We start from the raw sequence: 23,083 nt of genomic DNA on the forward strand, positions 1-23,083 counted from the left end.
CGCGCGCGTCGCGCCGCCGCCGACCATGCTGCGTGCCGCGACGATCCCGGCACCGGCGATCGTGCCGCCCGCGCCGCCGGCGCCGGTGGTGCGCGCCTTTCCGGCGGCCCGGCCGCGCTTCGGATCGCGCAGCTGCTGCTGGCCGATCGGTGAGCCGGGGACGAGCGGCTTCCGCTTTTGCGGCGCCGACCCCATGGCCGGCAAGCCCTATTGCACCGAGCATGCGGCGATGGCCTATGTGAAGCCGCGCGACCGGCGCGAGGACGCCGCGTAGCCCTATGCCTGGTCGCGGCCCGGATTGAGGGGTCGCGCCACCGGGCGCTGCGCGCGCCGGGGAGGGTCTCTGTCCCTCCCGGCTACCCTTCGCCCGCTTTTCTTTTGCGTTTCGGAAGCGCCACCTTCCGCTCCCGCCGCATTGCGGCAATGCTGGCCGCGACATGCAATCACGCCTCGCCGGGGTGGCGCTGCAACTCGCGGCGCTGGCGACCTTTGTCGTCATGGACACCATCATCAAGCTGCTGACCGCGGGGTTCCCCGTGACGCAGGTGATGTGGGCACGCTTTCTCTTCGGCTTCGTCACCGTCGCAGTCGCGCTGCGGCTGGCCGGCGGCCAGTTTCCCTGGCGTAGCCGCGCACCAGGCTGGCAGACGCTGCGCAGCCTCATCCTCGCGGCCTGCAATTTCCTGTTCACCACCGCGCTGGTCCACATCCCACTCGCGGATGCGACGGCGGTCGGCTTCGCCTCGCCTCTTTTCACCATTGCCCTGGCGGCGATCGTGCTGAAGGAAAAGGTGGGCTGGCGGCGCTGGCTGGGGGTGGCGATCGGGCTGCTCGGCGTCGTGGTGCTGCTGCGCCCGCCCTTCCTGTTCGGTGCGGCGCCGGTGCATTGGGCGATGGTGCTGCCGCTGGGCACGGCAGCGCTGTTCGCGGTGTACCAGATCCTGACGCGGCGCCTCGCCGCGCTGGACGACCCGCACACCACCATCTTCCACACCAGCCTGGCGGCGGCGGTGGTGATGTCGGCGACCACGCCGCTCGCCTGGACCTGGCCGACGGCCGAGGGCTGGGCCGCGCTGGTGCTGCTCGGCGTGCTGGGCGGGGCGGGGCATGGGCTGCTGGTGATGGCCTTCGCGCGCGCGCCGGCCAGCCTGCTCGCGCCCATGTCCTACACCCAGATCATCTGGGCCGTGCTGGCGGGCGTGCTGGTGTTCGGGGACGTGCCGGATGTGCTGACCGTGCTGGGCATGGTGATCGTGGCGGCGGGCGGCATTCTGGTCGCGCTTCCGGACCGGAGGCGCCTGGGCTGAGGGAACGCCTGGAAAGCCCAGTGGCGGATGGTCTTTGACTGCCGGGAATCTTGCGTCGCGGCCCCCGCTGGTCTAGCGAAGCGACGCATCGCTTGCATGGTTTCGGTGGCCTCCCGGCCCGCCGGGGTGCTGCGGCCCCGGCGTCCGGGGCGCGGGCGTGAGGGAATCGATGACAGACATCGGACTGGCCAAGGGGGCCGAGGAACGCGGGCATGCGCGAGCGACGCTCGATGCCGACAGCGTGCGGGAAGCCTATCGCCGCTGGGCGGGCGTCTATGATGTCGTGTTCGGCGGGGTGTCGGGCTTCGGCCGGCGACGGGCCGTCGCCGCGGTGAACCGCCTCGGCGGGCCGCGCGTGCTGGAAGTGGGGGTGGGCACCGGACTCGCCCTGCCGCATTACCGGCGGGACCATCAGGTGGTCGGCATCGACCTGTCTCGCGACATGCTGGAGAAGGCGCGTGAACGCGTGGCGACCGAGAAGCTCGCCAATGTTCGCGGCCTGGTCGAGATGAACGCCGAGGACATGGCTTTCGCCGATGGGTCGTTCGACATCGCGGTCGCGATGTTCACGGCATCCGTCGTGCCGGACGCAAAGAGGCTGTTCGCCGAGATGTCGCGCGTGGTGCGCCCGGGCGGCCACCTGCTGTTCGTCAATCATTTCGCGGCCGAGGGCGGGCCGCGCTGGTGGATCGAACGGGCGATGGCGCCGCTGGCGCGTCGCCTCGGCTGGCATCCGGACTTCGCGCTGCGCGACCTGTTCTCGCCCGAGACGACGACGGTCGAGAGCATCGAGCCCTGCCCGCCCGTCGGCATCTTCACCCTGGTGCAGATGCGCAACCCGGCGGAACAGCCATCCGCACTCGCCGCGGCGTAGCAGCGGCCAGCTTCGCGCACCGCCAGCGCTAACGTTCCGGCTGCGCAGGATTGCGCCGTCGGCGGGCGTGCTCCCTTGTGCGGTCAGGGGTCGCGCGACTATGGTCCGCGCGCGGCGCCGGGCCCCTGGGCTGGCGGCGCATGCTTCGTCCTGACCGGTTCCCTGGTCGAGGGCGGCGGAGGCGGAGTTCTTGGGGTTGCGCGGCGACGCGCACGGGCTAGGAGTGCGCGGCGACGCGCACGGGTGATGCTGATGCGGCGACGCGCACGGGGAATGGTGATGCGGTTGAGCGACTTGAAGCGCTTCGGGGCGGCGATGGGCGGCCTGGGGGCCGTGCTGGCGGGGACGCCGGCTTTGGCGCAGGAGGGCGGCATGGTCGGCGCGCCGCACGCCTGGGGCATGGGCCTGCAGGAAGCAGGCGGCCCGATCAAGGAAGCGATCCACGACTTCAACAACCTGATCTTCATCATCATCGTGTTGATCACGATCCTGGTCGCGGGGCTGCTGGCGTGGTGCCTCTGGCGCTATCGCGCCGAGGCGAACCCGACCCCGTCGACCACCAGCCACCACACGCTGCTCGAGGTCGCCTGGACGGTCGTGCCGGTGGTCATCCTGCTGGTCATCGCGATCCCGTCCTTCCGTCTGATCTACTACGAGGACCGGACGCCCAACGCCGACCTCACGATCAACGTGCAGGGGCGCCAGTGGTACTGGCACTACAGCTACCCGGACCACGGCAACTTCGCCTTCGACAGCTACCCGATCCCCGAGGATCAGCTGCCGCCGGAGCGGCGCCACCTCTATCGCCTCGCGGTCGACAACGAGCTGGTGATTCCGATCGGCGCCAATGTCCGCGTCATCACGCAGGGCTATGACGTGATCCACTCCTTCTTCGTCCCGGCGCTCGGCATCCAGCGCTACACCATCCCGGGCCGCGCGCTCGAGACATGGATGCGGGCCGACCGCGAAGGCGTCTTCTACGGCCAGTGCAACCAGATCTGCGGCACCAACCACTGGTTCATGCCGATCGCCGTGCGCGCCGTGAGCCAGGCTGATTTCGACAAGTGGGTGGCCGAGGCGCGCACGCGCTTCGCCCGCGCCGAGGAGCCGGCCGCGCCGGCGCTCGCCGCGCCCGCCCAGACCGACGACACCGTGCAGATTGCGGAGGCGCGCCGCTAAGGCGCGATCCGGAGGAAGAACGATGGCCACCGCATCGAACGCGCATCACGACGCCCACCACGACCACAAGCCGGGCTTCCTGTCCCGCTGGCTGTTCTCGACGAACCACAAGGACATCGGGACGCTCTACATCATCTTCGCTGTCTTCGCGTCGCTGATCGGCGTAGGCATCTCGGTGCTGATGCGCATCGAGCTGCAGCAGCCGGGGATGCAGATCTTCGCCGACGGCCAGATGTGGAACGCGCTGGTCTCCGCGCACGGCCTCATCATGGTGTTCTTCGTGGTCATGCCCGCGCTGATCGGCGGCTTCGGCAACTGGTTCGTGCCGATCATGATCGGCGCGCCGGACATGGCCTTCCCGCGCATGAACAACATCAGCTTCTGGCTGCTGGTGCCGGCGTTCCTGCTGCTGCTCGCCTCCGCCTTCGTCGGCGAAGGGCCCGGCGCGGGCTGGACGATCTATCCGCCGCTGTCGTCGAACCAGTACCACCCGTCGATGGCGATGGACCTGGCGCTGTTCTCGCTTCACCTCGCGGGCGCTTCCTCGATCCTCGGTGCGTCGAACTTCATCACGACCATCCTGAACATGCGCGCGCCGGGCATGACCCTGCACAAGATGCCGCTGTTCGTGTGGTCGATGCTGGTCACCGCCTTCCTGCTGCTGCTGGCCGTGCCGGTGCTGGCGGGCGCGATCACCATGCTGATCACCGACCGCAACTTCGGCACCGCCTTCTTCAAGCCCGAGGGCGGCGGCGACCCGGTGCTGTTCCAGCACCTGTTCTGGTTCTTCGGCCACCCCGAAGTCTACATCATGATCCTGCCGGGCTTCGGCATCATCAGCCACGTGATCAGCACTTTCAGCCGCAAGCCGGTGTTCGGCTACCTCGGCATGGCCTACGCCATGGTCGCGATCGGCTTCGTGGGCTTCATCGTGTGGGCCCACCACATGTTCCAGTCGGGCATCGACGTGAACACCCGCGCCTACTTCATGGCCGCGACGCTGGTGATCGCGGTGCCGACGGGCATCAAGATCTTCTCCTGGATCGCCACCATGTGGGGTGGCTCGATCGAGCTGAAGACGCCGATGCTGTTCGCCATCGGCTTCATCTTCCTGTTCACCGTCGGCGGCGTCACCGGCGTCGTGCTGGCGAATGCCGGCATCACCCAGGTGTTGCACAACACCTATTACGTCGTCGCGCACTTCCACTACGTGCTGTCGCTCGGCGCGGTGTTCAGCATCTACGCCGGCTTCTACTACTGGATCGGCAAGATGAGCGGCCACCAGTACCCCGAGTTCTGGGGCAAGGTGCACTTCTGGATGACCTTCATCGGCGTGAACCTGACCTTCTTCCCGATGCACTTCTCGGGCAACCAGGGCATGCCGCGCCGCTATCCGGACTATCCTGAGGCGCTGACGGCCTGGAACCTGATTGCCTCGGTGGGGTCCTACATCTCGGCCGCGTCGCTGCTGCTGTTCCTCTACGTCGTCTTCCTGACCTTCCGCTCGAAGGAGAAGGTGGCCGACAACTACTGGGGCCCGGGTGCGACGACGCTCGAATGGCAGGTTTCGTCCCCGCCGCCCTTCCACACCTTCGATGAGCTGCCTCGCATCCGTTAACCGGACGCCGCAGCAACGGAGCGACCATGAGCGAAGCCGCCATGGAACCGGGACAGGGGGGCAACGCCCCCCTTCCTGCGTCCTACGACATGTCCGAGGTGGGCGACTGGATCGCCCTGCTGAAGCCGCGGGTGATGTCGCTCGTCGTCTTCTCGGGGCTGGCCGGCATGCTGGTGGCACCTGGCGCGACCGCGATGCACCCGGTGCTCGCGGCGACGGCCATACTGTGCATCGCCGTCGCCGCCGGCGCCGCCGGCGCCATCAACATGTGGTACGATCGCGACATCGATGCGGTGATGCGTCGTACGGCCAAGCGACCGATCCCGGCCGGGCGGATCGCCCCACGGGCGGCGCTCGCCTTCGGCATCTGGCTCTCGGTCGCCTCCGTCACCATGATGTGGATGGCGACCAATGTCGCAGCCGCCTTCGTGCTGGCGCTGTCGATCGCCTTCTACGTCTTCGTCTACACGATGTGGCTGAAGCGGCGGACGCCGCAGAACATTGTCATCGGCGGTGCGGCCGGTGCCTTCCCACCGGTGATCGGCTGGGCGGCCGTGACCGGCGACGTGACGATGGTGCCGATCATCCTCTTCGCCATCGTCTTTGTCTGGACCCCGCCGCATTTCTGGTCGCTCGCCCTGTGGGCGCATGACGACTACGCGAGGGCCGGTGTGCCCATGCTGCCCGTGACGGCGGGTGCCAGGGAAACCCGGCGGCAGATCGTGATCTACACCGCGGTTCTGGCGCCGCTGGGGCTCGTGCCGTGGCTCGTCGGTTTCTCGGGCCCGGCCTATGCCGTCGTGGCGGCCGTGCTGGGCGGGCTCTTCCTCCGCCACGCCATCGCCGTGCTGCGCGACCGACAGGATGAGACCGGCCGCAGCCTGACGAACGATGCGCCGGCCCGCGCCTGCTTCCGCTACTCGCTGTACTACCTGTTCATCCTGTTCGCCGCGCTGGTGGCGGACCACCTGGTGCTTGGCGCATGACGCCCGAGGAGGAACGCGCGCTGTTCGAGCGCCGCCGCCGGGGACGCAGCATCGCCATCCTGCTGGTGCTGATCGGCTTGGCGGCGCTGTTCTACTTCGTCGGCATGGCGCGGCTGCTGCGCGGCTGACGCAGCCTTGCCAAGCCGACCCCGGTGGCGCAGATGACGGCCATGGATGAGACACGCGCCGCGGCGATCCAGCGCCGCAACCGGCGGGCCGGCATCGGCCTTGCGACCGTGGTGGTCGGGATGGTCGGGCTCGCCTTCGCGGCCGTCCCGCTCTACGACCTGTTCTGCCGCGTCACCGGCTACAATGGGACGGTCCAGACCGGCGCCGCGGCACCCGGCGCGACCGGACGCACCATCCAGGTCCGCTTCGCAGCCCAGACCGACCGCAACCTGCCGTGGAGCTTCCAGCCCGAGCAGGCGAGCATGACGGTGCGGCTGGGGGAGGAAGGCCTCGCCTTCTACACAGCCAACAACCGCGCCGACACGCCGGTCACCGGCATCTCCGTCTACAACGTGACGCCGGAGAAGGTCGGCCGCTACTTCCACAAGGTCGCCTGCTTCTGCTTCGACGAGCAGACGTTGACCCCCGGCCAGCGGGTGGACATGCCGCTCTCCTTCTGGGTGGACCCGCGCATCGCCGAGGACCCGAACACGCGGGACGTCACGACCATCACCCTGTCCTACACCTTCTTCCGCACGATCGAGGATGCGGAGCGCGCCGGCGCGCTCGCGAATGCGGGGGCACATGTCGGGCGGGCCGGGACGCGCGCGAACTGACGTGTTGTGGGGGTGCCCTTCGGCGCTCGCCTGTCAGTGTGACGGATTTGCGGAGAGGGGCTTTGCCCCTCTCCGAACTTCACCCCACCAAAGGCCGAAAGGCCTTTGGAAACCAATACCGCGCGTCCGGGCAGGGTGAGGCTCGGAGGCCCACACCGGAAGCGCTACCGGGCCGCCGCGCCCATTCGCGGGTCCCGCGCCACCGTTTTGCCCTGCGCCAAATCGAGGCTTCCAAAGGCCTTTCGGCCTTTGGTGGGGTGGTTTGGAGGGGCAAGGCCCCTCCAACGGCCCAACCTCGCCGGACGGATCCCGCTACCCGCCGCGCTGCTCCAACCGCGCGATCCGGGCCTCGAGTTGCGTGACCTGATGCGCCGCGATGGCGGCGAGGGTCTCGTTCAGCAGCCGCTGCGCCTCGGCAAGCGCCGCCGCTTCCATCGTCGCAAGGCCGCTGCGCAACTGGGCCAGCGCGCCGGCCAGATCGGTGGGCGCGGCCGGTGCCGGTGGCGGCACGGGTGGCGCGGCCGCTGCCGCGGCCTCCCCCGGCCAAACCACCGTCATTCCTAGGTTCTGCCCTTCGGGGCTGCCGACAATCTCGTCGATCAGCTGGCGGCGCATCTCGGGGCGGTTCTCGACGCGCAGGAGGTGGTGGCGGTAGCCATCCTCGTCGGGCCAGCGGTTCAGGATAAGCGTGTAGAGGTTCACGACGAACTCGTGGTCGCTGCCGCCGAGCAGGTCGTTGCCGTTCACTTCGCGCATGGCGTCCTGCCTCACTCCCACTGCCGATCGAGGAATGCCGCCTTGCGTGGCGAGGGTCAACGGCGTGCGGAGAAGAAGGCGCGCAGCAGGGTGGCGCTGTCGGTCTCACGCACGCCGCCCACGATCTCCGGCACATGATGGCAGGATGGCGCGGCGAAGATGCGTGCGCCGTGCTCGACGCCGCCGCCCTTGGGATCGTAGGCGCCGAAGACGATCCGCTTCACCCGGAAGAAGGACGCTGCCTGGGCGCACATGGGGCAGGGTTCGAGGGTGACGGTCAGGGTGCAGTCGGGCAGGCGGGGGGAACCAAGGCGCGCGGCGGCGGCGCGCAGGGCGAGGATCTCGGCATGCGCCGTGGGGTCGTTGCGGGCTTCGACTTCGTTGCCGGCGGCAGCCAGCACAGCGCCGGTGGCGTCGGTGACGACTGCGCCGACCGGCACCTCGCCACGCGCGGCGGCGGCGGCGGCTTCGATCAGCGCGCGTTCGATGGGCGTCATGGCCCGACCCGTAGAGCAGATCGCGCCTTCCGCCAAAGTGTCAGCGGAAGCCGCCCGGCTGAAAGGTCAGCCGGGCGGTCGTCAGGAACGCATCAGTTCTGCTGCGGCTCGGTCGGCGGCGCTGGCGGGCGCGGACGACGTTCGGTCATGAACTGCTCGAACTCGGCGCGATCCTTGGCGAAGCGCAGCCGCTCCAGATACGCGGCGAAGTCCTTCTGTTCCTCCTCCAGCCGGCGCAGCGTCTCCTGCCGGTACTCGTCGAAGGCGGCATTGCCCGAGGAACGCGGCCCGCCGCACCAGGTCGGCCAGGCGGTAGGCCCCTCGGGGGCGTGCGCGCCTGGCTCCATGCCGTAGCGCCGCGCCCAGCGCCGGCCGATCCGGCCCGACCCGATCATGAAGAACAGGACGGCGAGGCCGATCGGCCAGAACAGGATGAAGCCGAGGATCATGCCCGCGATCATCAGCGGCTTCGGCATGTTCCAGGGCGTCCAGCCGGCGCAGGGGCCGGCTGTGTAGCGGTTGTCCCGCCAGCGGCGCTCGCGGCGGCCGGGATAGTCGGCGGCGTCGGGATAGGCGGTACCGGACATGGTGCTCCTCATCTGCTTGGCGTGCGGGATGTAAATGCAAGCGACATTTACATTGAGCATCGGAACCAGCCCGGTCAAGGGGAATCCGCGCTCGAAGTTCCTATGGAAGGCGCGCACCGGTGCGCGCAGGACACGGAAACGCGCCGTCAGCTCTCCGTCGAAACGGACCGCTATCGTCCGCCCGCGAGACCGAGGCTTTGCAGGTAGATCAGCAGGCCGGCCTCCAGCAGGTCCTCCGCCGGCATGGGAAGCCGCCGCCGCGCGCCGTCCGGCCGGCAGAACAGCGCCGCGATGCCATGCGCCATCGACCAGATATGCAGCGCGACCATCAGCGCCGGGGGGCGCTTTCCTTCCGGCAGGTCGGCAATCAGCCGCTCCGTCGCCTCGCGCAGAACGCCGAAGGCCCGGTCCCCGGCGGCGGACAGCCCGGGATGCGTGGCGTTGTCGAGATGTGTCTCGAACATTGCCGCATAGAAGGCCGGTTCACGCCGCGCGAAGTCGAGATAGGCACGACCGAGCGCTTCGAAGGCGCGCAGCGGATCGGGGAGGCCGCCGGCCCAGGCCGCGGTGAGCGCCTCAGCGAACCGGTCGAAGCCGCGGAGTGCGACCTCAGCCAGCAGCGCCTCGGAATCGCGGAAATGGCGATAGGGCGCGCCAGGGGAAACACCGGCGAGGCGGGCGGCCTCCGCCACCGTGAAGCCGGCGGGGCCGTGCCGGGCGATCAGCTCGCCGGCGGCGGCGACCAGCGCCTCCCGCAGGTTGCCGTGATGGTAGCCGCGTTTTTCGCCGAACCGGGACATGTGAGGATCATTTGCATTGCCGGCGGCGCGGCGCCAAGACCTTCGCGCAGAATGATGCGGCCGGCTCTGACGGCTGCCGCTGCGGCGTCGACGGTGCTTTGCCGCATTGGCGCGGAGATGAGCCTCATCGATTGGATCAGGGAGGGGCTCTGCCCCTCCCCGAACCCCAACCCGGCAAAGGCCGAAAGGCCTTTGCAAACCGCCAGTTGGCGCTGAGCGCAGCTGGCAGGACGAGTGCCGAAACCTATCCCCGTGCCCGGAACACCCTTTGCTGAAGGCCGGATGCTCTTTGCCCGATGCCAGGTACCGGCCATCCAGGCCGTACGATGGCCTGGCGAGGTGAGGTCGGGAGAGGGGCGGCGCCCCTCTCCCGTCTGAAAGGGAACAGGGCGCCCGGATCGCGGTCCTATCAGGGCGATGGCGCCGCTTCGGTGGCTGGCGCGAATTCCTTGCCTGCATCCCAGATGCCCTGCGCGGCGCGCTGGACGCGGCGCGGCCGCCCTCGCTACCAAGCGCCATGCGCACCCGTCCCCTGATCGGCGTCACCCTGGATTCGGAGCCTGCCGGCGGCTGGTCCAAGCTGCCCTGGTATGCCCTGCGGCAGAACTATTTCGACGCGGTCGTCGCCGCCGGCGGCCTGCCGGTCGCGCTGCCGCACCGGCCCGATCTCGCGGAATCCTACATGGACGAGATCGACGGCCTGCTCGTCACCGGCGGCGCCTTCGATGTGGATCCTGCGCTGTGGGGTGGCGGACCGCCGCATCCCAAGGTGACGCTGAAGCCCGGCCGGACGGATTTCGAACTGGCCGCGACGCGCTCGGCGCTGAAGCGGGACAAGGCCGTGCTCGGCATCTGCGGCGGGCAGCAGCTTCTTGCCGTGGCTTTCGGCGGCACGCTGATCCAGCACATCCCGGACGAGGTCGCCGGCGCACTCGCGCATGAACAGCCCAACCCGCGCACCGAACCCGGCCATGACATCCGCATCACCGACGGCACGCTGCTGGCGCGCATCGTCGGTGCGCCGCGCATGGCGGTGAATTCCGCGCATCACCAGGCGGTCGCGACGGCCGGGTCCGGCATCGTCAACGCGGTCGCGCCGGATGGCGTGGTGGAAGGCGTGGAGCATCCCGGCCATCGCTTCGCGCTCGGCGTCCAATGGCACCCGGAATACGCGGTCGATCCGCGCGATCCGTCCATCTTCACAGCCTTTATCGAGGCGGCACGGTGAGCGACGACGACCAGGACGACCCCAAGCGCGGGGAACGCATCGCGAAGTGGCTGGCGCGCGCCGGTGTCGCGTCGCGCCGAGATGCGGAGAAGATGATCGCCGAGGGCCGCGTGAAGCTCGGCGGCAAGGTGGTGGAGACGCCCGCGACCTTCATCACGCCGGGCGACCATGTGACGGTCGATGGCAAGCAGGTCGCCGCGCCCGAGCGCACGCGGCTGTTCCGCTATCACAAGCCGGACGGGCTGGTGACGACGCATCGCGACCCGGAAGGCCGCGCGACCGTGTTCGAGCGCCTGCCGGCCGGCCTGCCGCGCCTAGTCAGCGTGGGTCGGCTCGACATCACCAGCGAGGGGCTGTTGCTGCTGACCAATGACGGGGAACTCGCCCGCAAGCTGGAACTGCCGTCGAATGGCTGGCTGCGCCGCTACCGTGTGCGGGTGCATGGACGCGTGGATGAGCAGGCGCTCGCAGGGCTCGTCCGCGGCATCACCATCGACGGCGTCGTCTATGGCCCGATCGAGGCCGGGCTCGATGCGCGGCAGGGGACGAATTCCTGGCTCACCGTCTCGATCAAGGAAGGCAAGAACCGCGAGGTGCGGCGCGTGATGGCGCATCTCGGCCTCGATGTGACGCGGTTGATCCGGACGGCCTACGGACCGTTCCAACTCGGCGCACTGCCGCGCGGCGCGGTTGAGGAGGTCAACGCCAAGGTGCTGCGCGATCAGCTCGGCCTCGATGCGCCGAAGCGCCTCCGGGAAGTCGCGCAGACCGTGGTGACCGAGGAGGCACCGCCCGAAGGTCCGCGCCGGGCACCACGCGCGCGCAACGCCTCGATGGGATCGCGCCGGCCGGTGCATGGACGGGCGGGGCGCAAGCCGCGCGAAACATGACAATCAAGCGATGACATAAAACAGATATTGTCATTTCTTTTGTGCGACGCTAGCTTCCGGTCATCGCAACCGGAGTGCCGACCCATGTCCTTCTCCACCCCCCGCCGCCTCGGCGGCCGCGATCATTTCCCCCTCGGCCTCGGCTGCATGGGGATGAGCGATTTCTACGGCCCGGCCGACGAGGCCACCTCCATCGCCACCATCCATGCCGCGCTCGACGCTGGCGTGACGTACTTCGACACCGGCGATTTCTATGGCTCCGGCCATAACGAGATGCTGCTTGGCCGGGCGCTTGCCGACCGCCGGGACAAGGCCTTCGTGGCCGTGAAGTTCGGCGCGCTGCGCGATCCGGCCGGCGGCTTCGGCGGCTTCGATGCACGGCCGGTTGCCATCCGCAACTTCCTCGCCATGACGCTGAAGCGGCTGCGCCTGGATCACATCGACCTCTACATGCCCGCCCGCATCCTGGCCGACACCCCGATCGAGGAGGTGGCGGGCGCCATCGGCGACCTGATCAAGGCCGGATGGGTGCGGCATTTCGGCCTGTCCGAGGCCGGTGCCGGCGCCATCGCCAAGGCCCACGCCGTCACGCCGGTCGCCGCGCTGCAAATCGAATACGGGCTGACCTCCCGCAGCATCGAGACGAGCGGCGTGCTCGCCGCCTGCCGCGAACGCGGCATCCCGATCACCGCCTATGGCGTGCTGTCGCGCGGCCTGCTCGGCGGCAGCCGCCCAGGCGGTGCGACCGATTTCCGCGCCCATTCGCCGCGCTTCCAGGGCGACAACCTGGCGCGCAACGTCGCCCTGGCGGACGCGCTCGCCGCCGCAGCCTCCCGCTTCGGCGTCACGCCGGCACAGGCTGCCATCGCCTGGGTGCTGTCGCGCGGCGAGGACATCCTGCCGCTGATCGGCGCGCGGCGCCCTGAACGGCTCGCCGAGGCGCTTGCCACGGTGACGCGTGACCTGCCGCCCGAGGCCATCGCCGCCTTCGAAGCCGCGATCCCCAACGGCGCCGTCGCGGGCGATCGCTACGCGGCCGAGCAGATGGCGATGCTCGACAGCGAGCGCGCCCCGGCGGCATAGGAGAGGGATGGACCTTCCGTCCCCCGATACCCGCACCAGAATCCTGGATGCCGCCGCGGCGCTGCTGCGGCGGCACGGGCCGGACAAGCTGACCGTGCTCGACGTCGCGAAGCGGCTCGGCATGAGCCATGGCAACGTCTATCGCCACTTCCCCAGCAAGCAGGCGCTGCGTGCGGCGGTGGCGGAGGAATGGCTGTCCGATGTGACCGCGCCGCTCGCGCTGATCGCGGCGGGCGAGGCGGCGCCGCCGTCCCGGCTGCGTGAGTGGCTGGCCGCGCTCGCCGTCATCAAGCGCCGCAAGGTGCTCGAGGACCCGGAGATGTTCGCCGGCTTCCACCGTGTCGCCTCGGAAAGCCCGGAGGTTATCGCGGCGCATGTCGCGCATCTGGTGGACCAGATCGCCGCCATCCTCGCGGCAGGGAAGGCTGACGGCACGCTGCCCGGCGTCGCGGCGCCGCAGGACGATGCCCGCGCCGTGCTGGTCGCGACCGCGCGCTTCCACCACCCCGACCTGGTGCGCGATGGCGGCAACGCCGCGACGGCCGAGGCGGAACTCTCCCGCATCACCACGCTGCTGCTACGCGGCCTCGGCGCGACGGCGGTGGCATGAGGATCATCGCCGGGCGGCATCGCGGCCGGGTGCTGCGCGCGCCGGAGGGCGCGGCAACGCGACCGACCGCCGATCGCGTGCGCCAGGCGCTGTTCGACATGCTGTGGCACGCTCCCTGGGGCGGACGCACCGTGGTGCAGGACCAGCTCGTACTCGATGCCTTCGCCGGCACCGGCGCGCTGGGGCTGGAGGCGCTGTCGCGCGGGGCCAACCACGCCACCTTCATCGAGACGGATCGCGCGGCGCTGACCGCGCTGCGCGCGAATATCGCCGCCTGCAAGGAGGAACCGCGCAGCGCCGTGCTGACGGCCGATGCCACGCGCCCGCCGCGCGCCCGCGTGCCGTGCGGACTGGTGTTCCTCGATCCGCCCTACGGCCAGGCGCTGGTTCCGAAAACGGTGGTCGGGCTGCACGCCGCAGGCTGGATCGCGCCGGGGGCGCTGCTGGTTGCGGAGACCGCGCAGGATGAGGCGCTCGACCTGCCGGGCTATGTGGCGGTGGCGAACCGCAGCCATGGCGCTGCTACGCTGCATGTGCTGCGCGCGCCGGGCGAGCAGGCGGAGGACGCGCAGTAGCGCGCGCTACTTTCTCCCGAACATCCGTTCCAGGGCTGCCGCATCGAGCCGCAGCACGGTCGGCCTGCCGTGGCTGCATGTCGCGGCGCGCGGCGTCGCCTCCATCTGCCGCAGCAGCGCGTCCATCTCCGCGGCGTTGAGCCGCCGCCCGGCGCGCACGCTGCCGTGGCAGGCAAGCCGCGCCACCGCCGCATCCAGCCGCCGCTGCAATGAGGCCGCCTCGCCCAGCTCGGCCAGCTCCTCGGCGAGATCACGGAGCAGCGGCGCAGGTTCCGGGTTGCCGAGCAGGGCGGGCACCGCGCGCACCAGCACCGCGCTGCCGCCGAAGCCTTCGATCTCCAGCCCCAGCCGCGCCAGCGTGTCCGCATGCGCGATCAGCCGGTCCGCATCGTCGGCCGGCAGATCCACCACGGCAGGCAGCAGCAGCGGCTGGGCGCGGACGCCGCCATCGACGAGTTGGGCGTTCAGCGCCTCATGCGTCAGCCGTTCATGCGCCGCGTGCTGGTCCACCAGCACCAGGGCGCCGTCCGGCGCCTCGGCGATGACGTAGGTTTCCAGGATCTGCGCCACGGCGCGGCCGAGGGGGTGCGCCTCCGGCGCCCGTTCGCGCTGCACAGCCGGCAAGGGCTGCGGCGCCGGCGCCAAGCCAAGCGCGCGCTGCACCGCCGGCATCGGCGGCGGTGGCGTCAGTGGCGCGAAGGCTTCGGCGAAGCCAGTGGCCGGCAATGGTTCTGGCCCGGGTGGTGGTGGCGCGACGATGGTGAGCGAGGGCATCGCCACCGCCGTGCCGGCGCCAACCGCCAACGCCCGCCGCAGCGCCGAGATGACCGCACCGCGCACCTGGTCACCCTCGCGGAAGCGCAGTTCAGTCTTCATCGGGTGGACATTCACGTCCACGCTTTCGGGCGGCACGTCGAGGAACAGCGCGGCGGCCGGGTGCCGCCCCTGCGCGATCAGGTCGCGATAGGCGACGCGCAGCGCCACGCGCAGCAGCGGGTCCCGCACCGGCCGCCGGTTCACCACCAGATGCTGGCCCATCGTCGTTGGCCGGGTGAAGGAGGGCAGCGCCGCCAGCCCGCGCAGGTCGAGCGTCACGCCGACCGCCTCCACCGGCACCGCCGCCACCGCGAAGCCCGGGCCGAGCACCTGCCGGATGCGGCCTTCCCAATCCGAGGCCGCCAGGGACAGCGCCTCCCGCCCGTCGCTCTCGACGCGGAACGTCACGGCCGGCCAGGCGAGCGCGAGCCGTCGCACTGCCTCGACCGCATGCTCGGCTTCCGTGCGCGGGTGGCGCAGGAATTTGCGACGGGCCGGGGTGGCGAAGAACAGGTCGCGCACCTCGACGCGCGTGCCCGGCGCGCCGGAAGCCGGGGCGACCGCGCCGACCTGCCCGCCTTCCACCGCGATGCGATGCGCCGCTGCGCCGGCCGGCCGCGAGGTGATCGACAGCCGCGCCACCGCGCCGATGGATGGCAGCGCCTCCCCCCGGAAGCCCAGCGTGGCGATGCGGAACAGCGTCGCCTCCTCGGGCAGTTTCGAGGTCGCGTGGCGTTCGATGGCCAGGGCGAGGTCCTCCGCCCCCATGCCGATGCCGTCATCCTCGACCAGAATGCGGTCCATCCCGCCGCCTTCCAGCACGACGGAAATCCGCGTCGCGCCGGCATCGAGCGCGTTCTCCACGATCTCCTTCACCGCGGCGGCCGGGCGCTCGACCACCTCGCCGGCGGCGATGCGATTGGCGGTGGTCTCGGAGAGGCGGCGGATCAGGGGCCGGGTGAACGACTCGGCCGCGGCGGCGAACATGTGACGACCATAACATGCACCACGAAGCCTTTCCTTCCGCCGGTTGCGCCGCTGCGCCATGGTCATGGGTCACGGCAGGGGGATCGGGGTGGACGAATCGGACCGGCGGCCCATCGCGGCGCGCAATCTGGGGGTGACGCAGCGGATGGCCGCGGCGCTGGTGGCGCGCGGCGCCTCGCCGAACGGCATTTCCGTGGCCGGCATGATGGCGGGCCTGGCGGCGGGATTGGCCTTCGCGGCAACCGGCTGGCTGCCCGGGCTCGCCTGGCTCCTGTGGCTGCTCGGCGCGCTGCTGGTGCAGGCGCGGCTGATGGCGAACCTCCTGGACGGCATGGTGGCGATCGGCCGCGGCGTTGCCTCCCCGGTGGGCGAGCTGTTCAACGAAGTGCCCGACCGCGTCTCGGACACCGCCGTGCTGGTCGGGCTTGGCGTCGCGGCGGGCTGCCTGTCGCTCGGCGTCGGGGCGGCGCTGGCGGCGATGCTGACGGCCTATATCCGCACCACGGCGCGGGCCGCCGGCGCGCCCTCCGACTTCGGCGGGCCGATGGCCAAGCAGCACCGCATGGCGCTGGTGACGGCGCTCGCCATCTGGTGCGCGGTGGTCCCCGGCGCCTGGGGCGGCCCCGTCGCGGTGCAGGCGACGCTTGCCGTCATCACCCTTGGCTCGCTGCTGACCGCCTGGCTACGCCTGTCGCGCGCCGCCGTCGCGCTGCGGGGGCGCGCATGATCCGCTATCCCGCGCTCGAACACCCGGTGACGATCGGCATCATCGGCGCGACCGTCGCCGCGCTGCTTGTCGCCTTCGCCATCATCGGCGCCATGCAGTTGACGAACCGCGGTACGCCGGCATTGCGGCGCGAGCTTTGGCTGCGCACCGGCTCCTGGTGCCTGCTGCTGCCGCTGATGATGGGCCCTGTGCTGCTCGGCCGCGAATGGGTGATCGGCGCGGTGACGCTGCTCGGCCTCGCCTGCCTGCGCGAATTCGACCGCGCGACAGGGCTGTTCCGCGAGCCGCTGGTCACCGCCATCGTCGTGCTCGGCATCCTGGCGGCGAATTTCGCCGCGCTCGATCATTGGTATGGGTTCTTCGTCGCCCTCTGGCCGCTTACCGTCGGTGTCATCGTCATCGGCACCATCCCGCGCGACCGGCCGGAGGGCTACATCCAACGCACCGCCCTTGGCATCTTCGCCTACATGCTGTTCGGCGCCGGCCTCGCACATCTGTCCTACATGGCGAACGAGCCGAACTACCGCCCGATCCTGCTGATGCTGCTGGCAACCGTCGCGCTGTCCGACGTCGCCGCCTTCACCGTCGGGAAGCTGATAGGCGGGCCGAAGCTCCTGCCGGCGACCAGCCCGAACAAGTCGATCTCGGGCGCGCTCGGCGCGCTGACGGTGACGACGATCATCGTCGCCGCGCTGTCGGCCGTCATCTTCCGCGGCACGCCGATGGCGCAGCCGCATTGGCTGATCGCCTTCGGGCTGATCGTCGGCATCGGCGCGCAGGCTGGCGACCTGATGCTGTCCTCGATCAAGCGCGACATCGGCATCAAGGACATGGGCACCATCCTGCCCGGCCACGGCGGCGTGCTGGACCGGTTCAACTCGCTGCTGCTGGTTGCGCCTGCGTCCTTCCACTTCATCGGATACTTCGTCGGCTTCGGGCTGGACCAGCCGACGCGGCTGATCACGGGCGGGCCGTGAAGTTCACGCTGCGCCCGGCGCGCGACCATGGGCTCGATACCGGCGACCGGCTGCGCAGCCTGTCGCGGGAACGCGGGCTCGGCAGCATCATGCTCGGCAACGCGTGGCGGGCGCTAGTGCGCGTCTACCTCGCCACCTGGCACCGGCTGGAGGTGACGGGGCGGGAGAACCTGCCCGAACCGCCCTTCGTGCTGATTGCCAACCACACGAGCCATCTCGACGCGCTGACGCTGTCGGGCGTGCTGCGAGGACAGGCGGCGCGGCACGCCCATGCCTTGGCCGCCGGCGACACGTTCTTCGGATCGACGCTGTCTTCGGTCTTCGCGGCCTATGCCGTGAATGCGCTGCCGGTCTGGCGCAAGCGGACGCGGGCCGGGGAACTCGCCACGCTGCGCGAAAGGCTGGTCGAGGATCGCCTCGCCTACATCCTGTTCCCCGAGGGCACCCGGGCGCGGGACGGCGTGATGGGGCGGTTCCAGCCCGGCATCGGCGTGATGGTGGCAGGCACGGCGGTGCCGGTCGTGCCTTCCTACCTGGATGGCGCCCACGCCGCCTGGCCGCCGCACCGCGGCTTTCCGGCGCCCGGGAAGCTGCGGCTCGCGATCGGGGCGCCGTTGGTCTTCACGGAGGCGCCGGCGACGCGCGCGGGGTGGGAGGATGTGGCCGCGCGCTGCGAGGCGGCGGTGCGCCGCCTCGCCCCCGGTCAGCGCTCGCCCTGAAGCCGCATGATCGCCGCGACCGACGCCTCGGTCGCGGCGTGCACGCCCGCCGACCGGCCTTCCAGCCGCGCCCCTACATGGCCGGCGACAACCTTGCCCAACTCAACCCCCCATTGGTCGAAGGGATTGATCCCCCACAGCGCGCCGAGGCAGGCGACCTTGTGTTCGTACAGCGCCACCAGCTGGCCGAGGGTAAAGGCATCGAGCCGAGGCACCAGGATCACAGTGCTCGGCCGATCGCCCGAGAAGACGCGATGGGAGGCAACGAGGTCGATCGATCCCGGCGCGGCGCCCGAAGCTGCCATTTCCTGCCGCACGGTCGTCTCGTCCTTGCCGACGAGCAGCGCCTCCGCCTGCGCGAGGCCGTTCGCCAGGAGCTTGCGATGGCTGTCCGGGTTCGAGTGATCGGCCCTAGCGACCAGCACGAAGTCCACCGGCACCGGCACCGGCGATTGATGGATCAGCTGCATGAAGGAATGCTGCGCATTGGTGCCCGGCTCGCCGAACACCACGGGCCCGCTGCGGCGGGACAGGCGAGAGCCGTCCGCGTGGACGCCCTTTCCGAGGCTCTCCATCTCGAGCTGCTGGAGATGCGCCGGGAAGCGTGCGAGGCGCTCGTCATAGGGCAGCACCGCGCGTGACGGATAGCCGAGGCCGTTGACGTGCCAGGCCTCGGTCAGCGCCAGCAGCAGCGGCAGGTTGTCTTCCAGTGGCGCCGCGAGGAAATGCTCGTCCATCGCGCGACCGCCGGCCAGCAGCCGCTCGAATGCCGGCCAGCCGAGCGCCAGCGCCAGCGACAGCCCGATCGAGCTCCACAGGCTGAAGCGCCCGCCCACCGTGTCGGAGAAGCCGAAGACCCGCGCCTCGGGGATGCCGAACTCGGCCGCGCCTTTCAGGTTCGTGGATAGCGCAGCGAAGTGCCCGGCTGCTGCGCCGTCGCCCAGCGCCTCGGCGAGCCAGCCGCGCACCAGCGCGGCGTTGGTCATCGTCTCCTGCGTCGTGAAGGTCTTCGACGCGATCAGCACGAGCGTGCGCTTCGGGTCGAGCTGCGGCCGGATCGCCTCCCAGGCATGGGCATCGACATTGGCGAGGTAATGCGCCCGCATCGGCGCGCCGGGCGTCCACAGCGCGCGTGCGACCATCGCCGGGCCGAGGTCCGAACCGCCGATGCCGATATTCACCACATCGGTGAAGCGTTCGCCGGTCGCGCCAAGGAAACGGCCTTCATGCACCTCGGCCGTGAAGGCGCGCATGCGCGCGCGCGTCTGCTGCGCCTGGGTCAGAGCGGTACCGGACTGGTTCGCGCCGGCGTCGCTCGCCTCGCTATGCCCCCGGCCGGGCGGGTAGGGCGGCGCCCCATCCGGGATGCGTAGCGACATGTGCAGCGCGCCGCGGCCTTCGGTGACGTTCACCGCTTCCCCACCAGCCATGGCATCGCGGAACCTCTCCACACCGGCGGCCCGGGCCAGGGCCAGCAGGGCCGGCAGTACCTCCGGCCCGATCGCAGTGCGCGAGAGGTCCAACAGCACATCGCCGGCCTGCCGCGTCATCCGTGCGGGGCGGTCCGGATCGGCCGTGAAGAGGGAACGAATCGCCGCGGCGCCCGGCCGCCGGCCGAGCGCTTCCACCGCGGCCCAGGCCGCTTCAACGTCGCTGCGGGGCATCGTGCTTTCGTGTGCTCCTTCGTCGCGGCCGGGGCTTGGCATGCGGCACAACGTACAGCACATCGCCGGCATGTGGCGTCGTCGTGGCATCATCCTCGCGTGTGCGGCCTTGCCGACCGGTGCACAGGCGCAGCGCCTGACCGCGGCAACGCCGGAGACCCCGGCGGGTTTCGCGCTGGTCCAGGCGCTGCGCGGCGGCGGCCATGTGCTGTTCTTTCGCCATGCCGATACGCGGGGCGAACCCTGCGACCGTTCCTTCCGCATCGGCGACCGCGACGGGCAGCGTAACCTGTCGCCCGCCGGACGCGACCAATCCGTGCGCATCGGCCAGCGGCTGGCGGAACTCGGCATTCCCGTCGCCCGGCCGGTGCTGGCGGGGCCGGTCTATCGCGCCCGCGACACCGCCGAACTGGCCTTCGGCGCGGACCGGGTGACGGTCACCGACAGCCTGCTCGCCGACGACTACGCCGGAGATCGCCTCGCCTGGGTGCTGGCGGAGCATCGCCGGTTGTTCACGTCGCCCGTGGCCATGGGGGCGAATCTGGTGCTCGTCGGCCACCGGACGCCGGCCATCATGGTGGCCGGCGACGCCGTGGGCGGCCGCGCCTTTCCGGAAGGATCCGCGCTGGTGATCACGCCCGGGGACGCGGGCGGTTTCCGCGTCCCTGGCATCCTGGACCTGGCGCCGCTGCCCGGAGGCGGCTTTCACAATTGCGGCTGAAGCAGCGCCCGCCTACAGCCCCACCGGTTCCCCGGCGACCGTGACCGCCAGCGCGTCCGGCTTCAGCAACGTTCCGGCGCAGCGCACCGCGTCCGCCCGGGTGATCGCCCGCAGCCGGTCGTTCCGGCCGGACAGCCAGTCAAGCGGCCGGTCGTTGCGCCGCATGGCCAGCAGCGTCGCGGCGATCCGCCGGCTGTCGGTGAATTGCAGCGGCAGCGAGCCGGTCAGATAGGCCACCGATTCCTCGAGCTCCGCGTCGGTCGGGCCCTGCTGGGCCAGCTCGGCCCAGACGCCGCGGGTCACGTCGAGCGCCTCCGCGACCTTGCCGTTCTCGGTGGCGAAGCTGCCGGCGATGACGCCGCCGCCGAACAGCGTGTCGATGCCGACGCCGACGCCGTAGGTCAGCCCGCGCTGCACCCGCACCGCCTCCATCAGGCGAGAGGAAAAACCGCCGCCGCCGAGGACGCGCAGCACGATCTGCGCCGTCTCCCACGACGGGTCCTGCGGTGGGATGCCAGGCTGGCCGAACACCACCTGTGACTGGGGCCCCGGCACCGGGACCACCTGCCGGCCGAAGCTCGCGAAGCGCGGCAGCGGCGGCGGCGTCGCGGGGGCCCCGGCGGGCAGGGCGCCGAACAGGTCCTGCATCAGCTCGGCAAGCTCCGCCGGGCGGATGGCGCCGGCCACGGCCACCAGCAGCCCATCTCGCCGGAGCTGCGCATCGAGCGTTGCCGACAGCGCCTCGGGCCGGATGATCGTCAGGCTTTCCGCCGTGCCGTTCGGTGGCCGGCCCGCCGGGTGACCGGGGAAGGCAGAGGCCCAGAAGGCCCGACCGGCCTGGCCGCGCGGCGTTTCCAACTGGGTGCGGGCGCCGGCAATGGCGCGGGCACGCACCCGTTCCAGCGCATCGGCATCCATGCGGGGCGCCGTCATCGCGAGCTTCGCGAGCCGCAGCGCCTCGGGCAGAGCATCGGCGAGGCACCGGAAGCTGCCTTCGAAATTGTCCCGCCCGGCGGTGAAGTTCAGCCCGATCGCGGAATCGCGCAGGGCGTCGGCGAAGGCCAAGGCGCGAAGGTCGCCGGCACCTTCGGTGAGCATCGCGGCGGCAAGGGCCGCGGTGCCCTCATGACCGGCCGTGTCCATCGAGGCGCCGCCCGGCCAGGCCCAGGCGACCGAGACGACGGGAACGGAATGGTCCTCGACCAGCCAGGCAGAGAGCGGGCCGGCCCCGACCACCTGGATCGGCAGGGTGAAGGCGTCGGTCATCGGATCAGGCCCCTTCCGGCAGCAGCCAGGCGGTGGTGTTCGGCGCGCCGCCGAGGACGGCGCGCGCGGCCTCGATCACCTGCGCGCGGGTCACGGCGCGCAGCCGGGCCGGCCAGTACTCCACGACGTCGGCCGGCAACCCGATGGCGAGCACCCCGCCCAGCATGCGCGGCGCGGCGCCGAAGCTGTCCAGCGCCAGCAGCGCGCCGGAGGACATCTGGCGGATCGAGCGCGCCACCTCGGCATCGGACGGGCCGTCCTGCAGCAGCGTGGTGATCGCCGCGTTCGCGGCTTCCTCCAGCCGTTCCGGGGTCACGCCGCGCCGCGGCACGCCATAGACCATGAACTCGGTCACGCCGTAGGCCTCACTGTCGTAGGACGCACCGGCCTGCACGGCCAGGCCCGTCTCGACCAGCGCCGCGTGCAGCCGGGACCCCTGGCCGGAGCCGAGCAGATGCGCCAGCACCTCCAGCGGCAGGGACTGTTCGGCCTTCGGCGTGGTCAGCGACGGCGCCATCCAGGCGCGCAGCAACAGCGCCTCGCGCGCCTGGGGCTCGCGCACCGTCAGGCGCGGTTCATGCGCCGCGGTGGGCGGCGCGGCGCGGTTGCGGCGGTGGACCTCGCGCGCCGGGACCTTGCCGTAATGTTCATCGACCAGGGCGCGGACCTCGGCCTCACCCACCGCGCCGGCGATCACCAGCGTCGCATTGGCGGGCGCGTAGAAATGGCTGTGGAAGCCAGCGAGGTCTTCCCGCGTGGTGGCGCGGATCTCGTCTGCCCAGCCGATGATCGGCCGGCCGGCCCAGGTCTGCGGGCCCCACAGGGCGGCGCGGAAGGCTTCCTGGAAGCGGGCGCGGGGGTTCGAATCGGTGCGCTGGTTGCGCTCCTCCAACACGACGCGGCGCTCGCTCTCCAGCTCGTCGGCCGGGATCAGCGCGGCTTCCAGGCGGTCGGCCTCCATCGCCATGATCATCGGCAGGCGCGATGCCTCGACCTGCTGGTAGTAGGCGGTGACGTCGCGGGAGGTGAAGGCGTTGTCGTTGCCGCCCTCCCGCGCCACGCGCCGGGAAAGCAGGCCGGAGGCCACGTTGGGGCTGCCCTTGAACATCATGTGCTCAAGGAAATGCGCCACGCCCGAGCGGCCCGCCGGATCCTCGCCGCCGCCGGCCGCGTAATAGAGGTACTGCGCGACAACCGGCGCGCGGCGATTCTCTACCAGCGCGACGGTCAGGCCGTTCGGCAGCGTCCAGAGCTTCGCCCCGAACAGCGGCGCCGTGGTGCGCACCGGTGGAACCGACGCGGGCGCCGGCGGCGCGGGCTGGGCGGCGGAGCGGGCCAGGGGTGTCACGGCGAGCGACGCAGCGGCGGCGGCGCAGAGCGTGTGGCGGCGGGTGATCTCGGGCATGGGCGCAAGATGGCCCCGGCCGTCCG

Annotated in this window: 25 protein-coding genes; 17 read left to right on the forward strand and 8 right to left on the reverse strand. The window is 70.9% G+C overall.

The window, feature by feature from the left end; translation table 11 throughout:
* From GXW78_RS22600 to GXW78_RS22630, 8 genes are all read left to right on the forward strand, one after another.
* Positions 1-274: GcrA family cell cycle regulator (locus GXW78_RS22600; RefSeq protein WP_272876890.1), on the forward strand; the 274-nt coding region annotated here is incomplete at its 5' end.
* Between the two features lie 163 nt (positions 275-437).
* The gene (locus GXW78_RS22605) at positions 438-1,307 is read left to right on the forward strand and encodes a DMT family transporter (RefSeq protein WP_211871170.1); all 870 of its coding nucleotides are present in this window, start codon (positions 438-440) and stop codon (positions 1,305-1,307) included.
* Positions 1,308-1,476: 169 nt separating this feature from the next.
* Positions 1,477-2,181, forward strand: a complete 705-nt coding sequence (locus GXW78_RS22610; protein ID WP_211871171.1) for a class I SAM-dependent methyltransferase — start codon at positions 1,477-1,479, stop codon at positions 2,179-2,181.
* A gap of 279 nt (positions 2,182-2,460) precedes the next feature.
* A complete protein-coding gene (coxB, locus tag GXW78_RS22615; RefSeq protein WP_408904211.1) occupies positions 2,461-3,360 on the forward strand; it encodes a cytochrome c oxidase subunit II in 900 nt (299 codons plus the stop codon).
* A 22-nt stretch (positions 3,361-3,382) separates the two neighbouring features.
* Positions 3,383-4,978, forward strand: coding sequence for a cytochrome c oxidase subunit I (gene ctaD / locus GXW78_RS22620; RefSeq protein WP_211871172.1), 1,596 nt, complete (start codon positions 3,383-3,385; stop codon positions 4,976-4,978).
* Positions 4,979-5,019: 41 nt separating this feature from the next.
* Positions 5,020-5,964 carry a heme o synthase gene (locus GXW78_RS22625; protein WP_246522549.1) on the forward strand — a complete coding sequence of 315 codons (945 nt, stop codon included), beginning with the start codon at positions 5,020-5,022 and terminating at the stop codon, positions 5,962-5,964.
* Positions 5,961-6,092, forward strand: a complete 132-nt coding sequence (locus tag GXW78_RS28365) for a hypothetical protein (RefSeq protein WP_272876891.1) — start codon at positions 5,961-5,963, stop codon at positions 6,090-6,092. The genes GXW78_RS22625 and GXW78_RS28365 overlap by 4 nt, the downstream gene beginning before the upstream one ends.
* 42 nt (positions 6,093-6,134) lie before the next feature.
* Positions 6,135-6,749 carry a cytochrome c oxidase assembly protein gene (locus tag GXW78_RS22630; protein ID WP_211871174.1) on the forward strand — a complete coding sequence of 205 codons (615 nt, stop codon included), beginning with the start codon at positions 6,135-6,137 and terminating at the stop codon, positions 6,747-6,749.
* A 312-nt stretch (positions 6,750-7,061) separates the two neighbouring features.
* Here GXW78_RS22630 and GXW78_RS22635 read toward each other — a convergent pair whose 3' ends face one another.
* The 4 genes from GXW78_RS22635 to GXW78_RS22650 form a co-directional block, all read right to left on the reverse strand.
* Positions 7,062-7,505, reverse strand: coding sequence for a DUF4214 domain-containing protein (locus GXW78_RS22635; RefSeq protein WP_211871175.1), 444 nt, complete (start codon positions 7,503-7,505; stop codon positions 7,062-7,064).
* Positions 7,506-7,561: 56 nt separating this feature from the next.
* Positions 7,562-8,002, reverse strand: a complete 441-nt coding sequence (locus GXW78_RS22640; RefSeq protein WP_211871176.1) for a nucleoside deaminase — start codon at positions 8,000-8,002, stop codon at positions 7,562-7,564.
* A 92-nt stretch (positions 8,003-8,094) separates the two neighbouring features.
* A complete protein-coding gene (locus tag GXW78_RS22645; protein ID WP_211871177.1) occupies positions 8,095-8,589 on the reverse strand; it encodes a DUF2852 domain-containing protein in 495 nt (164 codons plus the stop codon).
* 170 nt (positions 8,590-8,759) lie between these two features.
* On the reverse strand, positions 8,760-9,389 hold the full coding sequence (locus tag GXW78_RS22650; RefSeq protein WP_211871178.1) for a TetR/AcrR family transcriptional regulator: 630 nt from the start codon (positions 9,387-9,389) through the stop codon (positions 8,760-8,762).
* 517 nt (positions 9,390-9,906) lie between these two features.
* On the opposite strand from GXW78_RS22650, the gene GXW78_RS22655 reads away from it, so the two are divergent.
* The 5 genes from GXW78_RS22655 (at position 9,907) to rsmD (ending at position 13,775) form a co-directional block, all read left to right on the forward strand.
* Positions 9,907-10,617, forward strand: coding sequence for a gamma-glutamyl-gamma-aminobutyrate hydrolase family protein (locus tag GXW78_RS22655; RefSeq protein WP_211871179.1), 711 nt, complete (start codon positions 9,907-9,909; stop codon positions 10,615-10,617).
* Positions 10,545-11,507, forward strand: a complete 963-nt coding sequence (locus GXW78_RS22660) for a pseudouridine synthase (protein ID WP_211871180.1) — start codon at positions 10,545-10,547, stop codon at positions 11,505-11,507. The genes GXW78_RS22655 and GXW78_RS22660 overlap by 73 nt, the downstream gene beginning before the upstream one ends.
* An 84-nt stretch (positions 11,508-11,591) precedes the next feature.
* On the forward strand, positions 11,592-12,590 hold the full coding sequence (locus tag GXW78_RS22665; RefSeq protein ID WP_211871181.1) for an aldo/keto reductase: 999 nt from the start codon (positions 11,592-11,594) through the stop codon (positions 12,588-12,590).
* Positions 12,591-12,597: 7 nt separating this feature from the next.
* Entirely contained in the window at positions 12,598-13,200 is a 603-nt protein-coding gene (locus GXW78_RS22670) for a TetR family transcriptional regulator (RefSeq protein WP_211871182.1), read from the forward strand.
* A complete protein-coding gene (gene rsmD, locus GXW78_RS22675; protein WP_211871183.1) occupies positions 13,197-13,775 on the forward strand; it encodes a 16S rRNA (guanine(966)-N(2))-methyltransferase RsmD in 579 nt (192 codons plus the stop codon). Before GXW78_RS22670 ends, rsmD begins: the two co-directional genes overlap by 4 nt.
* 6 nt (positions 13,776-13,781) lie before the next feature.
* Here the strand turns inward: rsmD and mutL are convergent, their stop codons facing one another.
* Complete coding sequence (gene mutL, locus GXW78_RS22680; protein ID WP_211871184.1) at positions 13,782-15,578, reverse strand: DNA mismatch repair endonuclease MutL; 1,797 nt, start codon at positions 15,576-15,578, stop codon at positions 13,782-13,784.
* 88 nt (positions 15,579-15,666) lie between these two features.
* Here mutL and GXW78_RS22685 point away from each other — a divergent pair, with 88 nt between their 5' ends.
* Genes GXW78_RS22685 through GXW78_RS22695 form a run of 3 tightly spaced genes read left to right on the forward strand, consistent with a single transcriptional unit; the run spans position 15,667 to position 18,001 of the window.
* Positions 15,667-16,305 carry a CDP-alcohol phosphatidyltransferase family protein gene (locus tag GXW78_RS22685; protein ID WP_338147820.1) on the forward strand — a complete coding sequence of 213 codons (639 nt, stop codon included), beginning with the start codon at positions 15,667-15,669 and terminating at the stop codon, positions 16,303-16,305.
* Positions 16,302-17,282: a phosphatidate cytidylyltransferase gene (locus GXW78_RS22690; RefSeq protein ID WP_211871186.1), complete on the forward strand. Its 981-nt coding sequence runs from the start codon at positions 16,302-16,304 to the stop codon at positions 17,280-17,282. The genes GXW78_RS22685 and GXW78_RS22690 overlap by 4 nt, the downstream gene beginning before the upstream one ends.
* Positions 17,279-18,001 (forward strand): lysophospholipid acyltransferase family protein, encoded by a 723-nt coding sequence (locus tag GXW78_RS22695; protein ID WP_211871187.1) that lies wholly within the window; start codon positions 17,279-17,281, stop codon positions 17,999-18,001. The genes GXW78_RS22690 and GXW78_RS22695 overlap by 4 nt, the downstream gene beginning before the upstream one ends.
* On the opposite strand, the gene pgi is transcribed toward GXW78_RS22695, so the two are convergent.
* Positions 17,986-19,665 carry a glucose-6-phosphate isomerase gene (gene pgi / locus GXW78_RS22700; protein ID WP_211871188.1) on the reverse strand — a complete coding sequence of 560 codons (1,680 nt, stop codon included), beginning with the start codon at positions 19,663-19,665 and terminating at the stop codon, positions 17,986-17,988. The genes GXW78_RS22695 and pgi overlap by 16 nt on opposite strands.
* Before the next feature lie 70 nt (positions 19,666-19,735).
* Between pgi and GXW78_RS22705 the strand changes: the two genes are divergently transcribed.
* Positions 19,736-20,386, forward strand: a complete 651-nt coding sequence (locus GXW78_RS22705) for a histidine phosphatase family protein (protein ID WP_211871189.1) — start codon at positions 19,736-19,738, stop codon at positions 20,384-20,386.
* A 12-nt stretch (positions 20,387-20,398) separates the two neighbouring features.
* Here the strand turns inward: GXW78_RS22705 and GXW78_RS22710 are convergent, their stop codons facing one another.
* Together GXW78_RS22710 and GXW78_RS22715 are read right to left on the reverse strand one after the other, a co-directional pair.
* Positions 20,399-21,652, reverse strand: coding sequence for a M16 family metallopeptidase (locus tag GXW78_RS22710; protein ID WP_211871190.1), 1,254 nt, complete (start codon positions 21,650-21,652; stop codon positions 20,399-20,401).
* Positions 21,653-21,656: 4 nt separating this feature from the next.
* Positions 21,657-23,057, reverse strand: coding sequence for a M16 family metallopeptidase (locus GXW78_RS22715; RefSeq protein ID WP_211871191.1), 1,401 nt, complete (start codon positions 23,055-23,057; stop codon positions 21,657-21,659).
* Between the last annotated feature and the right edge of the window lie 26 nt (positions 23,058-23,083).

The sequence above is a fragment of the Neoroseomonas terrae genome (assembly GCF_018129025.1).
GTDB classification, from domain to species: Bacteria; Pseudomonadota; Alphaproteobacteria; order Acetobacterales; family Acetobacteraceae; genus Neoroseomonas; species Neoroseomonas terrae.

Excerpts from the sequence above, each read along its gene's own strand:
- GXW78_RS22605 (WP_211871170.1), top strand. The coding sequence starts at position 438 with ATGCAATCACGCCTCGCCGGGGTGGCGCTGCAACTCGCGGCGCTGGCG.
- GXW78_RS22610 (WP_211871171.1), top strand. The coding sequence starts at position 1,477 with ATGACAGACATCGGACTGGCCAAGGGGGCCGAGGAACGCGGGCATGCG.
- coxB (WP_408904211.1), top strand. The coding sequence starts at position 2,461 with ATGCGGTTGAGCGACTTGAAGCGCTTCGGGGCGGCGATGGGCGGCCTG.
- ctaD (WP_211871172.1), top strand. The coding sequence starts at position 3,383 with ATGGCCACCGCATCGAACGCGCATCACGACGCCCACCACGACCACAAG.
- GXW78_RS22625 (WP_246522549.1), top strand. The coding sequence starts at position 5,020 with ATGGAACCGGGACAGGGGGGCAACGCCCCCCTTCCTGCGTCCTACGAC.
- GXW78_RS28365 (WP_272876891.1), top strand. The coding sequence starts at position 5,961 with ATGACGCCCGAGGAGGAACGCGCGCTGTTCGAGCGCCGCCGCCGGGGA.
- GXW78_RS22630 (WP_211871174.1), top strand. The coding sequence starts at position 6,135 with ATGGATGAGACACGCGCCGCGGCGATCCAGCGCCGCAACCGGCGGGCC.
- GXW78_RS22635 (WP_211871175.1), bottom strand. The coding sequence starts at position 7,505 with ATGCGCGAAGTGAACGGCAACGACCTGCTCGGCGGCAGCGACCACGAG.
- GXW78_RS22640 (WP_211871176.1), bottom strand. The coding sequence starts at position 8,002 with ATGACGCCCATCGAACGCGCGCTGATCGAAGCCGCCGCCGCCGCCGCG.
- GXW78_RS22645 (WP_211871177.1), bottom strand. The coding sequence starts at position 8,589 with ATGTCCGGTACCGCCTATCCCGACGCCGCCGACTATCCCGGCCGCCGC.
- GXW78_RS22650 (WP_211871178.1), bottom strand. The coding sequence starts at position 9,389 with ATGTCCCGGTTCGGCGAAAAACGCGGCTACCATCACGGCAACCTGCGG.
- GXW78_RS22655 (WP_211871179.1), top strand. The coding sequence starts at position 9,907 with ATGCGCACCCGTCCCCTGATCGGCGTCACCCTGGATTCGGAGCCTGCC.
- GXW78_RS22660 (WP_211871180.1), top strand. The coding sequence starts at position 10,545 with ATGGCACCCGGAATACGCGGTCGATCCGCGCGATCCGTCCATCTTCAC.
- GXW78_RS22665 (WP_211871181.1), top strand. The coding sequence starts at position 11,592 with ATGTCCTTCTCCACCCCCCGCCGCCTCGGCGGCCGCGATCATTTCCCC.
- GXW78_RS22670 (WP_211871182.1), top strand. The coding sequence starts at position 12,598 with ATGGACCTTCCGTCCCCCGATACCCGCACCAGAATCCTGGATGCCGCC.
- rsmD (WP_211871183.1), top strand. The coding sequence starts at position 13,197 with ATGAGGATCATCGCCGGGCGGCATCGCGGCCGGGTGCTGCGCGCGCCG.
- mutL (WP_211871184.1), bottom strand. The coding sequence starts at position 15,578 with ATGTTCGCCGCCGCGGCCGAGTCGTTCACCCGGCCCCTGATCCGCCGC.
- GXW78_RS22690 (WP_211871186.1), top strand. The coding sequence starts at position 16,302 with ATGATCCGCTATCCCGCGCTCGAACACCCGGTGACGATCGGCATCATC.
- pgi (WP_211871188.1), bottom strand. The coding sequence starts at position 19,665 with ATGCCCCGCAGCGACGTTGAAGCGGCCTGGGCCGCGGTGGAAGCGCTC.
- GXW78_RS22705 (WP_211871189.1), top strand. The coding sequence starts at position 19,736 with ATGTGGCGTCGTCGTGGCATCATCCTCGCGTGTGCGGCCTTGCCGACC.
- GXW78_RS22710 (WP_211871190.1), bottom strand. The coding sequence starts at position 21,652 with ATGACCGACGCCTTCACCCTGCCGATCCAGGTGGTCGGGGCCGGCCCG.
- GXW78_RS22715 (WP_211871191.1), bottom strand. The coding sequence starts at position 23,057 with ATGCCCGAGATCACCCGCCGCCACACGCTCTGCGCCGCCGCCGCTGCG.